Genomic DNA, 15,137 nt, shown 5'->3' with positions numbered 1-15,137 from the left:
CTGGGTGGTCCCGTTCACTTGGTGAACTCGCTGATCAATTTCGCAAGCTTCTCGCCATTGCGTTGCTTGACCTGCGTCCAACGTTGCGGCGTGATCGCATCACCATCGGCGCCAAAGTCACCGGAAATAAGTTGCCCGAGTGGGACCCCCAACCGATCTTGCATCGCTCTCGCATAGGCCCAAGGACTGCTGCTATCAGAGCCCAGGCTGTACCAAATGGCGATAGGGTCAGCCGCGTCACCACCGCCATGGCGCGACGCGGCACAGCCAGCGCCAATCGTCTCGCGAACCAAGGCAGTGAATCGTTCGCGCAAGCTATCGGTGGACTGCTTCTGTTGTAGTGCTGCCAACTGATTCTCGTAGTCTCGGCGGCTTTCGATCGCCGCGAAAGACTTTGATGCAGCCAGTGTTTCAGCTTCACCACGAGCTGTCGGGGGGCCAAGTTGGTCGACCTCGACGAGACCTGTGACTAGCGTTGGCGGTGTCCGATCCGCTCGAACCGCTACGGCCGGCCCATCGTCGCCGGGAGAGAGAACCAGCGCAGTGTCGTCGGGAAGGTGATCCCCGGCGTGCTGATCCAAGACTTGGTAAAGCCGCGGGTGGCCATATGTACCTAGCGCAGTCCATGCCTGAGGGTCGCGTGAAGCGCGGGATGGCGTCCAGGTAACAGGCCGGTCCATATCATCAAGCACCGCTGCGAACCGATCGACTAGTACATCTCTAAGGTCCGCGTGCGTGACGGGCGATGGTGGATGCCCGGGCAACGGCATAGGATCTTCGGCCAGGGTGTCCAATCCGTGGCTGTCGCCATGGTCCAAACGGTGGATAAGTTGTTTCACCGCTTGCTGTTGCGCTGCTAGGCGTTCGCTCCTCGGTGCCTGAAAGATCCGTCGGAATGCCTGTTCTGTGGCGCCAAGAATGGGTTGAAGGCTTCCTAGTAGGCCGCTGAACACGTCGATGCGGTTGGCAAGGGCCTGGTATACGGTCTCCTCCACGGTGTTGGGGATGAAGTAGCTCCGGATTCGTACGACCGCAGCCTGCTGGCCTAGGCGGTCGATTCGGCCGATGCGTTGTTCTACCCGCATGGGGTTCCATGGCATGTCGTAGTTGATCAAGTAGCTACAGGTCTGGAGGTTTAGTCCTTCGCTGGCGGCATCCGTGGCCAGTAGGACGGTGATGCGCCGTGCACGAACTTCTTCGACGAGGTCGCGCTTCGAGATGTCGACCCAGCCGTCGAGTTCTCGAAAAATCTTGCCGCCGGCGCCGGTAAAAGTAGCCATCTGGTACCGGTACGCGCCACTAAGCCGTTCGCGCAAGTCTTCCAGGGTGTCTGCGAACTGGGTAAACACGATGGTGGATCGGCCTACATCGCGAGACTCGTTCAGATCCGTAAGCAGTCTGTTGAACTTTGAGTCGGTTACATAGTTCATTCGTTCGACGTAGCCACGGATTTCAGCAATTTCTTCGGCAGTCAGCGGTAGCGCTTGGCTCTGGTTGATCGTTCCGGATGGGGTCGTCTGGATCTCTTCATCGTCGACTTCGTCTAGAAGGTCATCGTCAAGCAAGAGCTCTTCATGATCGAGGCGGCGGGTAAGGGTCTTGCGAATGGCTGCCCACGATGATGTCAATCGCCGTCGGTAGACGGTCAGGATGAATCCTGCGCCTTTGGTGGTGCCATGCGCCAGCATTAGTCGATCAATGAGTTCATCCAGCTGGTCGTACAGTTTTTGCTCTTCATTGCCGAAAGGAATGACGACCGGCAAAGGATCACGATCAGCAAGTTTTTCGGACAACAGCCCCAAATCTCGGTAGATCTTGAGAGTTTGTCGGCTGTGTCGTGTGACGAGCCGACCGACCGGCCCGATGTTGCGAATCCAGTTGCGGAGCGCATCAATTCCATTGGCATCGAGCGCATTAACGATTTCCGATGCCGGTAGTTGACCCGTCCCGAATCGCTCGATCCTTGCGGCCGCGATGGCTCCCGCAGTGCGTCTGATCTCTTCCAGTAATGCTTGATCGGCGGCGGTCCGTGGTAGGCAGGCAGTTTCACGCAAGGCTTGATCGAGCCAGTCCCACGATATGCGTGCGACATCCTTCTTTCCGAGTTCGTGAAAGAATCGGTTGAAGGCATCGCGATCAGACAACGTTCCTTGAAGTCCGACGTGCACGAGCAGGTCTCGGAGCTCTACTGGGTCGATTTGCATTGGCGTGGCGGTCAACAACCATAAGGCTCGGGTAGCACCCCTATCTGTCAGTTGGTCAAGCAACTCCAACAGTCGGCCGGGCCGATATCGGTTCTCGGCCATGTGGGTTCGCCGAGCGTGGTGTGCTTCATCAACCACGATCAGGTCGTAGGGAGCAGCCCCAAGAATGAGGCGCTGGTGCTCCGGGCGGCGAGCGAGGTGGCTAGATGCAATCAGCAGCGGGTGTTCGGCGTACGGGTTGGCGCCTACACCGCGAACATCCGAAGGATGGGCTCCATAGACCTTGTTGGCGTCCAGCCGTGGAACCCAGAGCCCGAACTTTTCAAAGAGCTCGTCCTGCCACTGCCGACAGACGTTCGCCGGTGCAAGGATCAAAGCGCGACGGACCCGCCCATCGAGTACGAGACGCCGTAACGAAATACCTGCGCTGATCGTCTTTCCCAGACCGACCTCATCGGCCAGTAGCCACGACCGGGGATAAAGGCCAGCTAGGCGTTCGGCGACCTGGCGCTGATGAGGGAACAGCTCGAGGCCAATCGTCGCTTCTGCCAGAGATTCTGCACCGACCAAGCGCGGAGCGATTCGCATGTACCGTGCGACGACAGCGTCCACCCCCATCGGGGGCGGCTCCTCTATGTCTCGAGTTTCCGGCGGGTTGTTAGGAGCAATACTAAGGAGTTTGTCCCGAGCTGCGGTCGGTAGCGGATACACCCTGAAACCAGATATATGGCCGGCCCAGTGCTCATCGAACTTGTTGGCCCAGAAGCTGAAGTAGCCCGAACTAGCCCCCCACGAGCTATACACCGAGAACGACTCGAAGTTCTTTGTCCATGCTGTGGCCGACTCATTTATCGAGCCTTGGAACGCTACTCCATCACCTTGGTCATCCCGGAGGATTCCGATCTTCTCGTGGAAGTAGGGATCTTGCGTACCGCCGACGATCGGGTCTCCATTGGCATCCACCGCGATCGCAATGCGCACCTCAAGACGACCCTGTTGCGCTAGCCACGCGAGCACTTGCAGACGGTTCTGGTCAACCTCGCTATCAGTCACCAGCCGATCGGCCAACCGTTGCGCAAACGAACCCTCGAGCGAACTTCGCCCGAGTAGCGCTTCACGGTCTAGCTCCGTGATCTCGGCCCCGCACAACAGACGTAGTTGGCCGCCACCATTGATGAAACGGGAGAGCCCCCGGGCTGCCACACTCAGGGCTGACGAACGGAAATAGCCGACTGAACGGTCATAGGAGATCGCCCGTGACAGAGCCGGAACGTAGAAGATCTCCAGAACCCTGTCGCTGGAGTCGTAACCCGGCTGCAAGTCGATGCCGCGCAGACCCGGACGGCCAGTTTCCCCCTCACTTTTGAGTTCCAATGTCACTCTGCGCCCTCGGTGGCCTCTTCTTCCTCGTAGCCGAGCTGGCCAGGCACGCTAAACCCAAGTTCGCCGTCGATCTCAAACAGACCCTTCGGCGCTTGAGTAGCGGTCGAATCAACGGGGACCGGGATTTGGTCGAACAAGGCGGTACGAAGGCTGTCAAGAATCCGAGCCTCTGGACGGAGAAACTGTCCCTTGTCCTTAACGCGAGGGATCGCGGTAAGTGCGGCCTGGAGCAGATCGGCGAAGCGCGTGTCTTCACCCATTCCTGTCCGAGCAAGCCATGCCCGCGCCGCAGGGAGGCCGTCCTCGTCATAGATCAACATGAGAACGTGCAGCCGGTCGATCCAATTTGTAAACGACGATGCGTCGGGATCGAGACCGCCAGCAGTTCGGCGTTGGGCCGGTGTCAGTAAGGTCACCGAACCACTTGTAGCTTTGACGATCTTGTCGCGGCGGGAGAGATCTTCGAACTCGAGGTGAGTGGCGATACAAAGTTTGCGGGCCTCATCGAATGGGAACTCGGCAGCTCGAAAGTCGCTCCACGCCAGAAGATACCAATCGGTCACTCGGTCAAACTCGACATCACGGCCTCCGAGTAAGCCACGTTTTTTCAGGCTCGCCACTCGTTCACGTGCTAGATCAAGCGCCGCATCGGGGCGCAAGACCTCAGGTTGCCCATCGGCACTCAACTCACCGGAGTAAACCGGCCAACTATCAGAGAGAACCGATAGCACAGGTCCGTAGGTTGCGATCGTCAAGTCGACGCCGGTAATACCCTCAGCTGCGAACCGTGAGGCGGCTTGCTCTGCTGCACGTTCCACATCGGAACGAATGTCGGCCCAGTAGGCCGGTGCACTAGACAGCCGTTTCCGGCAAGCTAGGAATATCGTCGAGGCCGCGGCATTCTTCTTGGCTTGATGGAGTGAGTGCTCACTTTCGGTATGAACAGGCCATGACGCACCTATAGAAAACCCCGCGTCGAGTAGCGCCGCCCCCAACGTGTCCCACGCATCAACTCTTTTGTGCGTGAACATCACTGTCAGCACGCCGGCTGGTTTCAGGACGCGGTGTGCCTCGCGGAAGGAGGCTGTCAACAACTGCTCGTAGCGTTCATCAGCGAGTTCGTCGGCTGTCTTGCCGTCGGCTGGGCGGCGTTTTCCGCGTTTGGCCGGGGCAGCAACGTCTTTGAATAGAGCTCGATTGGCGACAGCCTCATCCTGTTTGTCGGTGATAACTAGGTCGGTGAACTCAGGCCAGGTGTCGCCGAGAGACCGCTTCAGCCATACGTAGAAGTAGTCGGAACACTCGGCGTACATGACGTTGTCGTAGTAGGGCGGATCAGTAACCACAGCGTCAATAGACGCGTCAGGAAGTGGAATCTGGGTAGCCGAACCTCTCAAAACAACTGCCTCGGCACGACGCTCCTCAAGACCGAGCAACTCTGGCTGATACGCGAGTTTCGCGATGCCTTCGTAAGCATCGACGACCTGGGAGACGGCCCATGGGAAAAGCGAATGCGCCGCGTCAAACTCCGCGAACGACCACTTATAGGCGAAGTCGTGTCGATCAAAGGTGTTTCGAACCGTGGTTCGCGATGAATGCCAGCTGCTCAGCATCCCGTTGTAGTCGCAAGCCTTATCAAGGGCGAGAGCCAGATACAAGCCGAGCGACCGCGCATGGTCATCCCCAAGCTGTGCGCGCGCTTCGCCGACTAGCTTCCGCAGCTCATCCAGAGCTGTGACATTGGAGAGCAGCTGGCGGGGCGCGAACATATCGGACCATCTGGTCAGGCCCATATCCACACTGCGTTTCGTCTCTTTACCTTCGAAGATCGGCTCGTTGGGTACAAGATCCTGAATCTCCCAGGCTGGACGGAACTTTCCTAGGTCGCGTTCAGCCGCAGCGGCCGCTTCCACATCGGCCTCTGACGGGATCCGGAACTGACGGCCAGCCACTCCACTTCGGTTGATGACGACCGCCAGCAGCATCTGCCCGATTCGATGCTCAACCCCCATCTGGCGGATGTAGTCACCCGAAAAAGTCTCACCTGTCCAGATGCTCTCTGCGCCCCCCCGCTTGTATGTCGACCGACTGCCCCATTCGGCCGCTTCGCGTCCTTCTACGATCCGGAGCCCGTACGTTCCACTGTTCCTGTCGACTTCAAGGGCAACCGCAATTTCGCGTCCGGCTTTTCCGTGGGCAAGCCAAAAATCCGGCGACAGTGGAGTCGGGCGGCCAGTAGTTGGACATGGAACAGTGTGTGCCCAGACGTACGCAATGATCGACTCTGCTGGATTGCGCGGGAAGTACTCGGCGAGCCGATTCTCCACGTTGCTTGCCCACTTCGCCCCCCAGTCCTCGATCACTTTTGCGAAGGACGGCCCGAGCTTCGCTGGAAGGGATACTGTTCCCTTCAAGATCGCAGTCGCGACGGGGTTCAGTTCGTTCGAAATCGTCTCGAACCCGTAGCGCGCCGCCTCGAAAGGTATTGATCCTCCGCCACCGAATGGGTCCAGAACGACGGGAGTGTCGCTGCCATCTGACCGGAGAGCTGCCAGTTGGTGGGCAAGCTTCAGGTCTTCTTCGCTGGGGCTGAGGGTAAAGGCTCGCGGGTACCCATAGCCATTGCCTTCAAGTTTGATGCCAGCGGCATTCGCGGCCTTGATTGCTGCCCTACCCGCTACAGGGTCACCGAGAATCCCTAGTGCTCTGAGATACCAAGACCTGTACGCGTTCTCGCCGCCCGGAAACCGGTTCTTAAGCTCTGTGAGGAGTTTGGCGGTCTCTTCGTCCCGTTCCGCTTCCTTTGTGCTCGGCCACGCTGGGAGCAGTGAAGCGAGTACGGCAGCGCGGCTAGCGGTGAGCGGCCGGCGGGCCCACCAGACATGGAGAAAGTTGAGTGGTGGTAGTGCGCTGGAGGCTCCACGCTCACGCATACTCTCAGCGCCGATAGCGGCAGCGGGAAGCCACTGCTCGATCAGCGGGCGCTTCACTTGCCAGCTCCGTCCAGCAGAACCCTAAGGGCTTTGAGGCCGTGGCGGCGTTGGCTTTGCGCATGCCAGTAGCTGGCTTCTTCGCGACTCATGTGAGCGATCCCTCCTGCAACACTCGTGACTCGGTCAATACGACGTAACGGCTTGATGGCCCGCAGTAAGAGTTCGGCATGAGCTCCGAGGGTTGGAGAAAGTTCGAACGCTTGTGGAGACGTCCATTGCCTACCGCGCAGTGCCGCCGCGCGGAATATTTCCTGCAACGGAGCGACAACGTGAGCGGCCTGATAGCCCTTGACCCGGATCACTCTTTGTGCACCTTCAAGGTCGGTGACATCGATTTCAACAGCGATAACGCGTCCCTCGTCGTCGCGCACGAGAAGGCATGTGTAGCGTTCGGCCCGACTCACCCTGTTGCCTCAGTGTTTACGGCGATCGAGCATTTCGTCGGCCCAGTATCTGTTGCAGCTTGCGCAATAGCGTTGACTGCATCACCGGAAAGTTGGATGGGCTCCTCCCAACGAGCAGTTACCGAAGCCTTCAGCGTTGCTTGCCGCGGCCCTAGAAGCTGCTTAAGCGCCTCTCGCAGTGGCGCGTAATCCGTTGGAGTGCCGTGAAACCGGATTTGCACGGAATCGTCGGGATCGGTCAGAACTATTGTGGCGTCGACGTCGTAACGAAGTGTCACCCCGAGGGTGCCGGGATTGACCACCGTGTGCAGCCTCGTCAGCTCCGTGCCTGCGCCGGGGCCGACGTGATCGATGGTAACGCTGATCTGTTTCAGATCATGTCGGCCCGCCTCAGCGGCGCTCGCGCGTGCGTCCGCGAATGCTTTACCGGCCGAGCCCACCCCCGTAAACAGCGTGCCAGGCGCGGGAGGAGGAGGCGTTACAGGGCCGCCGCCGCCACCACCACCGCACGTTGCGCCTGGATGACTAGCACCACAGAAAGGACACACCAATTCTTTGGGCGGAGGCGCCGAGCCCGGCGGATAGATGAAGGTATCTTCCGCCAAGCGGACAGCGGCATTGGGGCGGTCTTTGGTAGCCCATCCCTCATCTCCACGTTCCGGATCGTGGTACTCCCACACTCCATTACGGACGCCAGCCCCGACGAGCGCGACCAGTTGCGCGCGGTCGAGCACCATCTTCAGGTCGGTGCGCCGAGCGAATGCACGGATCAGTTCCTTTGTTGGCTGCGCCTTTTGGAGCAGTTCTCCAAGTTTGGTTTTTACATAGCCGGGGTCGAGCGGTTTGGAACCAGCCGTGAGTGTCTTATCCATGGTGGCCAACCGGTCGAGGATGGCATCAGTCTGGTTTGGGCGCGCGGAGGCCTGGGTGACGACGTCGAGTTCGATGGATTCCAACCCACTGCCAGTCGGCGCATACAGAATGTTCACATGGTTGCAGACGGCGATCTGGGCGAGCATGTCGAATTCTTTGCGCCTGTTCTTGAGCTCTTCCCGCTTTTCAGGGGTTAGTGCCGCAAGCACCTCCGGATTGCTGTCCAATGCGGCCAGGGCGAGCCGAGTCCGAACTGCGCGCACCATTGCGTCGTGGGTGGCCTGTGAGGGTGCAAGGATGACTAGCCGGTTGCGGTACTCGCGAATGCCACCCGAAGGGGTGCGATCCCACAACTCCTTGATTTTTGTGGGAATGGTGCCGTGAGGGTCGACGCCGCGAGCGTCACCGAATTCATCCCAATGCACGATTACCAGCCAGGCGTCCTCGTCGCTGTCGGGGACCTTAGCGTCCTCCCAGGCCCGCTTGACCTTGAGAGCGGCGTCCTTGAAGCGTTGAGCCAAGATGCTGGTCGCTTCAGTGCGCGCCTTGGTGATGCTGATCTCGGCCTCGGCCTCTTGGATCAGCTTGACCAGCGACGCCTCCGTTGAGAACCGGAACCCGCGTATGTCTGCGTGCAGGTACCAGCAAGCACCTTCGAGGACATCCAGAGATCGCTGGATGAGGTTCGGGTCGTCACCGGGTGCGAGGGTGGCCCCGTAAAGCTCCGAGGCGGGAACGCCCGGCACATCACGAGTGAGGGAGTAGAGATAGATGCCGGTTGCTAGGCGGCGTGCGTAGTTGGTCCCCATCTGCTGGACGATCACATCCGCGTGGGATAGTTCGCCACCTTGAGTAGCGATATCGGCACGAATAACGGGCTCGTAGGCCGCGCGCTCGAGCCGACTCGACAGTTCCTCCGCGATCACTTTGTCGGCGAGGTTGACGTGGTGAATGTGGATGAGCTGAGTGCCGTCTGGCTTGTTGTGCCAAAGGTCGCGAACGACACGAGCAAGCAACCGCAGCGCACCGCGGGTGCGCTGGAAATTGGGGATGGTCGACAACCGTTTGTCGAGGACCCGAATGAATGCCGGGTGGAAGGGGTAGGTGTTAGCCACCTCAGAAGACCACCCCGCGGTGGTCATAGCTTCAGGCAGGTCGAGGCCGCTATTGAATGCAGCTTCGGCAGCTTCAGCGTAGTCCTGGGCGACACGACCGGCGACGCCAGCCGGAATGGGCTCGAATAGCCGTCGGGCGAGGATTTTCGGGAGGTCCGCTTCGCCGCTAGGGCGCAGCACAAGTTCCTTGCGCGCCATGAGTTCGCGCGCTTCATCGATCGCTGTTAGGACGTCGGCGGTGTTCTCTCCAAAAGCGTCGGTAAGTCCAGTCGTCGTAATGACCAGTGCCGCCTGCGGGAGGGCGTCGACGGCTTCCATCAACGCCATGAGGAACGCGGTGGTCTGGCCCGCCAGAGTCGTCTTACCGACTTCCACGCCTTTGGCGACGGCATAGTAGCGGGCGATTTCGTCGATGAGGACCAGGGAGGGCTCGTCACCAAGTAGGCGCTTGATTGCGTCCGAACCAGGAGCAGTCAGAGCCTCGTCGTCGGACCTCACAATCTCGTATCCGGTCTGACCGCTCAGCTGCAACGCCAGGTAGCCCCAGATCGTCTTGGCCGCGACGCCATCAATGGCCGGGAAGGTCGATGCGCCGGCGCTGGTACCTACGAACACACCGACGTGCTTGATAGGGCTCTTGGGGAGCAGTGTGGCATCCATCAACTCGGCGGCTTGGTCGGGTCGCAGCCCTCCACGTACGGCGTGATACAGGGCGATCAGGTTGTGAGTCTTGCCCCCGCCAAGGTTCGTTTCTAGTCGGATCACGCTGGCGGCATCGGGGCGTCCACCCGTCACCCGCCCGATTGCCTCATTGAGCAGCGACTTTAGCCCGCCAGACGGGTAGGTGGACGCGAAGAATGCGGTCGGATCCCCGTAGGCTTCGGGCGCAGTTCCCGAAACCACCTCTTCGAGACTGGCGGCAAACCTTGCCTCAGTTAGCTCGCCGTCCAAAACGTCGGACCGAGGTCTGACATCGTCAAATAAGCTCACGTTTGCGCCTCCTTCTGACCGGTCACCCTAGCCATTCAATCCGACAGCTATCGGCTCTTCGATCCGGCATCCGATGTTTTGCTCGCACATGAGACGCGGCGTGCGGACAACCTCACACCCCGACGCTCTACGCAACGGCACCATACTCAACCGCAGACCCCCGACAGATTCGATCAAGAGCCCGCTTTCGGCCTGATCGCTGGCTCGCACCGGGTACAAGCGTCAACGAGACCGCTGCCTACCTGGAGAGCGGCCTTTCCGGAGAGGCGTCACGGTGCCGGTTGGGTTCTCACCTCGGGCAGAGCGTAGCTGGGCGCTGAGTTCGGCGATCACAGTTACGGCAGCCTTGTTCCGGCGTTCGAGGTCGGCGTTGTGGTCGCGCAGCTTCGTGATCGTCTGCCGAAGTTTGGTGACCGTTTCCTCCAGTCCGACGAGCTTGGAGTCGCGGGGTGCTGTTTGCGAGTCGACGGCCGCATTCCAGTCGGCGATCACAGCGGTGGCGCGGTTCATGGTTGCGCGACTGATGCCGGCTTCGGTGTGCAGGTTGGCTTTGGTGAGGCGGCCGTCGGTCCGTTTGGCCTTCCCCGCGAGGAGGCGCTCCATGGCATCGCGAAGCTTCTTCTCGGTCGCCGGTCCAACGTTGGTCACTTCGGCTCCTGTCGGGTGATCTTGCGAACGTCGGCGAGCTGGGTTTCGAGGCGCTCGCGGTGCACGGCCGCCATCTTTTTGTCCTTGAGCTTGTCGATGAGGTCGGATTCCTCGTTCAGCCAGATGGGCAGGTGTTTGTCGGTGATGACCGAGTTTCGGCAGGTGGAAGGGTGGCACATGCTGGGGATCGGACCGCCGGCCTTCACGGTGTCCGTTGCGCCCTCCAGGCACAGGGCCTTGGATGGGTCGCCGAGGCAGTGATTGAGGGTGCCCAATCGGATGGTTGCGAATTCGTCCCGCAGTAGGTTGCGCAGCATGCGGTCGTCGCCTTTGTTCACTGTGGTGTTGGCACGGTGGGTGACCTCGGCGAGCCCGTTGACGAATAGCGTTGCGCCGGGGCCACGGGCGGTGCGTTCTCCTTGGTCGTGTCGTGCCCAGTCTGCGACGAGTTCGCCAGCGGCAGCTTCCTTCTCCTGGTGTTCGAATTCCCTGGCCCATTCGGGGGTGGGTGCGCCGTAGCCGCTAGTGGTGGCGTTCGCCAGCGCACGGATAGTGTTGTGCTTCAGTGTGATTCCGAGGGCGATCTCGCCGTCGGGCTCGTTGGCGGTGATCACGGCCATGGTGCGACGGAACATGTGTGGAGCAAGAGGCGTGGCCGGGATTGGTTCGAGTCCGGTGTGGGCCGAGTGCTCGTTGACCCACGTGACGAACGATCGGATCTGCTCGTATTGGTCGAACCCTTTTAGGTCGCGGAGAGAACCCTTTTGCGCTGTTCCGAAGAGCCGGTTCTCGTCGAGGGTGATCTGTTCCGCGACTTTCAGCGCTCGGACGACGGGTTCGCTGACCCACCAGCGTTGAGGAGTTCCACCGGCGGGCTGCATCTTATGCAGAGTGCTGGTGACTGCGGGTGCACCGTAATGGGTTGCGAGGGAACCGGTCGGGATGCTCTGGACTTCGCTGTCGCGCATCATCGTCATGATCGCCACGAAGATATAAGCGGCGTTGCGCAATTGGGTGAGTTCCATCCCCGTGATGGTCCGATCGAAACCGCTGATCCAGGGTCCGTTCGTGCCGTCTATCCTCTCAACTGTGGCCGGTTGAACTGAGCTGTAGCCATAGCGGGTGGGGAAACCCTTGCTGACTGCTTGGCTGATGCGGAGTTTCCTTGCAGGGCCACGGGTTCCGTAGAAGTTGGCGGCCTCTATCCGCGGTGTGATGCAGAACGCCAACCCGTCCCAGTTGATCTCTCCCGCACGTGCGCGTCGGCGGGTGCTGATATGCAGTGGAACGAATCCCTCGGGCGATGACAGCCAGGTTTCGATCGCCTCGTCGATCTCCCGCGAGGAGGGCGTGGCCCCACTCTGCTTAGAACTCCGTTCGAATGTCGCAAGTTCGTCGCGGGCGGCGATGATATCCGGTGCGAAAACGTCAATGTAGGTCCAGCATGACCGGACCAGCGGCCAGAAGGTGCCCGGAGGGATCACCGCGGTCTTCACCTCGCCGGTATTGGGCGTCTTCCAGGGCTCTACCTGGAATCGGATGCCGCCATAGGGCAGCAATCCGCTGAACTCCGCAAGGTGGCGTAGAAGGTCGTTGGCAGACCGGTGTGCGAACGTGGATTGCGCTTTTCGGTAGCCCAGGTAGGCCCCGCAGTCGGCGTCGGTCCACGATGTGAGGTTGGCTGTCAAGCCGGTCGAGTCGGCCCATTCCGCAAGGTACTTCAGCTCGGTGAGTACGTGCCGGAGGGTTTTCAACTTGTAAGGGCGATTTGATCGATAGATTCCCGCCTGCCGGACAACCGGATTGGTCGGATGCAGCATGGCCATCACGAGGGTTTTCGCAGTCTCGACCCACTGGTCGTCGGGGTAGACGTCGAACCGCAGATGTGCCTGTGCAGCATTGAGATTCGGCGGCAAGCCAAGGGCCGTGAGATCCCAGCGCGGGAGGTCTGCAAATCGGGGCACGGGTCCGTCGGCCGCTCGGAGTTCGTCCGGTATCACCGCGGCGTCCGGATCGAAAATTGGGCGGGGGAAGGCGGCCGGATCTGGCTGAAGTGTCACTGTTGCGCCCGTTGTCCGAGTGGACGATGCACGTGAACGGGCGCCCGGCGGGCCGCGTCGATCTGTTCGGGCGGGAACTCCGCGAAGATGGCGTCGATGTTGACACGCTGTTGACCGTAAATTTCACTGAATACCACTGGAGCCGTGTTCTTTTCGATCGAATCCAAGGCCTCTTTGTAGGCGATGAGGCGTGGTAGGTGGTCGCGGAACACGATGGCATTACGGCACTGCAGGCACATCGACGGCGAAGCATGACAGAGCACGCCCTTCTCCTGGAAGGGTGCGCCGAGGGGATCTCGGCACGCAGCGATGGTCAACTCCTGCTCGGTTGGTGTTTCGGCGGCAACGGATGCTGCGATCTCCGTGAACTCAGAAGGTGTCGGATTCTGCGCTATCTCGGCAGCTGTGGCCGTGACGAATGTTGGCCCTTGTGACGCGCGATGCAGCACTTTGTTTTGCGCACGCAGTACCGTCTGGGCGGCGATAGTGTGGACGGTCGTGGTTTGCGCGTAGTGGCCCCGGAAGACCTCTACCGAATGATCATCCCCGGCAGCGCCGGCCAGCGTGCCCAGCAGAGCTGCCCGGGCGCTCTTGACCGTCTTTCGGAGGCGGCGCATGTCGTGGGGCTTGCTGATTGAAAGGCCGTGATCCTCGACGAGTTTTCCGAGTGTGTCGTTGAACTGGTTCGGTCGGATGATGTAGTGGGGGTATTCATGGTTAAGCCGGTCGCGGGCGCTTCGGCACCCGATCATCCAGAACTGTTGCTCGTTGGGTGTCAAGGCGTGGCCATGCCGCATGGCGTGGGCTGCTCGCTGCAGGAGGTCACCTGGGACGATGAGCCTCGGCGTTCCCTTCGAGGCCCGCACCGAGGTATAGGGGGCACGTCAGGCAGCTGATCGACCAACGGCGCCAGCGTCATCGGTTCTGACTTGCTTCGAGCCGTTCGAGGGGACTGCCCGGGAGGGCTGCAGGGGTGGGGGTCACCATGACGGCGCTTTCGATGGCGCCCTCGATGGCGCTGCTGGAGTACGTCGGCGGTGCGTGCTTGTCGAAGTCCTCGTGAGCCCAGGTCTCGGGGGCGAGGGTGATGGTGATCGACAGCGGTACCGTTAGCTCTAGGGTCGCGAGTTGCGCGTGGATGGCCTCGGTGAGCCGGGTCGCGTACTCGGTGTATTCGCGTTTCTGCTGCTCAGCGAGCGCGTCGACCAGGGCAGTGATCGACTGCATGGCCTGCTCATAGGCGATCTCGCCGGGGGTTGGATCGCGGGAGGCCTCGGCCTCCGCTGAGAGCTCGGAGAGTAGAGCCACGTCGTCAGCGTCGCCGTTCCAGCCATCGTGGGTGATGACCAGGTAGCCGTTGTCGTCCACGTCCACCCAGTCCACGGCTGCGATGCGAGGGTCGTTGGGGGAGAAGGGGCCCGGCGGCAGGTCGGCGGCCTCAGGAATGGCGTCGGCGCGGGCATCGAGTTCGAGTTGTGCGTCGGCATAGGCGTCGTCGCTGCCGTCGTCGATCTGGGCAAGAATGCTTTCCACCCAGAGATCGACCACGACCGGCTCGGTGCGCTGCCGTCGTCGATCTGGGCAAGAATGCTTTCCACCCAGAGATCGACCACGACCGGCTCGGTGCGATGGCGCAGTAAGTCTTTGTCGTCAAAGACCGTGGCTTGTAGTGTGCGCCGCACCATTTCGGCCTCCCACGAGCCTGGCCGGCCTGCCAAAGCTTCCTCGATACTCCCAACGTTGGCCGCCGCGCCCGCCAGGGCCAGCGTTACGAAGGCGGCCCAGTCGATGCGCAGCGCGGCGCGTGGATCGGGATCGACCTCCCATTGGCCTGACGTCGCTTGCCGCATCGGTTGATTGGTCAGCCGGGTTGCCTCGGTAAGCACGCTGATCGCGTCGTGGAGAACCTCATCGTGAGGCCTCGGTGTGGACGCCTGGTCGTCGGTGAGGTACCCGGTGTCGAAGAGAGCCGCAGAAACGACCTCGCGATAGGGCTTGCCGATCACGCGGGCGACGGCCGCCAGATTCTCGCGGTCCGGGAGGCGGCTGACACCGTTAATCCGCCACTTGCGCAGATTCTCACGAGACATGCCGATCCGGCGGGCCACCTCGGATTCGCTGACGCCGTGGGCGGCCCGATACCTGTCGATCAACTCGACGAGGCGGGGGATTGCCATACCGCCAAGTATTCTGCGACAGTATGCCTACGTCAAGTGTCGGTGTGCATATGTGCCAACTCTTACTGGTAACCCTCCGTATTCGATCCCGCCGTATTCCTCCTGAGTGGAGCGGCCGCATAATTCCACCCGGACGAAGCGAAGGCCCAACCCTCCACGGTCGTGGCGCGGCACTTGCGAACGATGTCCGAGATGCCTCTGCTGCGCACATATTGTTTGCTGTAGATCGGCACTGGGTCGACAGCCATCCGAGTTGGCCGAACTCGGGTTCCCGGACTGTTCAGCCTCGC

The 15,137-nt window shown here is 60.8% G+C and carries 8 protein-coding genes and 1 pseudogene; all 9 read right to left on the bottom strand.

The features are described 5' to 3' along the window. Positions 1 to 14: 14 nt before the first annotated feature. Positions 15 to 3,584, bottom strand: a complete 3,570-nt coding sequence (locus H7I57_RS20170; RefSeq protein ID WP_264025585.1) for a DEAD/DEAH box helicase — start codon at positions 3,582 to 3,584, stop codon at positions 15 to 17. After that, complete coding sequence (locus H7I57_RS20165; RefSeq protein ID WP_264025583.1) at positions 3,581 to 6,577, bottom strand: DUF1156 domain-containing protein; 2,997 nt, start codon at positions 6,575 to 6,577, stop codon at positions 3,581 to 3,583. The genes H7I57_RS20170 and H7I57_RS20165 overlap by 4 nt, the downstream gene beginning before the upstream one ends. Continuing rightward, positions 6,574 to 6,951, bottom strand: a complete 378-nt coding sequence (locus H7I57_RS20160; RefSeq protein ID WP_264025581.1) for a DUF7680 family protein — start codon at positions 6,949 to 6,951, stop codon at positions 6,574 to 6,576. Before H7I57_RS20160 ends, H7I57_RS20165 begins: the two co-directional genes overlap by 4 nt. 29 nt (positions 6,952 to 6,980) lie before the next feature. Then, on the bottom strand, positions 6,981 to 9,962 hold the full coding sequence (locus H7I57_RS20155; RefSeq protein ID WP_264025579.1) for a DUF499 family protein: 2,982 nt from the start codon (positions 9,960 to 9,962) through the stop codon (positions 6,981 to 6,983). A 222-nt stretch (positions 9,963 to 10,184) separates the two neighbouring features. Continuing rightward, entirely contained in the window at positions 10,185 to 10,610 is a 426-nt protein-coding gene (locus H7I57_RS20150) for a hypothetical protein (protein WP_264025577.1), read from the bottom strand. Next, a complete protein-coding gene (locus H7I57_RS20145; RefSeq protein ID WP_264025576.1) occupies positions 10,607 to 12,670 on the bottom strand; it encodes a hypothetical protein in 2,064 nt (687 codons plus the stop codon). Before H7I57_RS20145 ends, H7I57_RS20150 begins: the two co-directional genes overlap by 4 nt. After that, positions 12,667 to 13,449: a hypothetical protein gene (locus H7I57_RS20140; protein WP_264025574.1), complete on the bottom strand. Its 783-nt coding sequence runs from the start codon at positions 13,447 to 13,449 to the stop codon at positions 12,667 to 12,669. Before H7I57_RS20140 ends, H7I57_RS20145 begins: the two co-directional genes overlap by 4 nt. A 136-nt stretch (positions 13,450 to 13,585) precedes the next feature. Then, the gene (locus H7I57_RS33540; RefSeq protein WP_264025598.1) at positions 13,586 to 14,218 is read right to left on the bottom strand and encodes a hypothetical protein; all 633 of its coding nucleotides are present in this window, start codon (positions 14,216 to 14,218) and stop codon (positions 13,586 to 13,588) included. A 494-nt stretch (positions 14,219 to 14,712) separates the two neighbouring features. Further along, positions 14,713 to 14,760 (bottom strand): annotated as a pseudogene (locus H7I57_RS33535) (hypothetical protein); the annotation flags it as partial. Between the last annotated feature and the right edge of the window lie 377 nt (positions 14,761 to 15,137).

The organism is Mycolicibacterium pyrenivorans (assembly GCF_025821625.1).
Lineage (GTDB): Bacteria > Actinomycetota > Actinomycetes > Mycobacteriales > Mycobacteriaceae > Mycobacterium > Mycobacterium pyrenivorans.
Note: the sequence above shows the minus strand (reverse complement) of the source record. Positions and strands in the feature narration are given on the sequence as shown.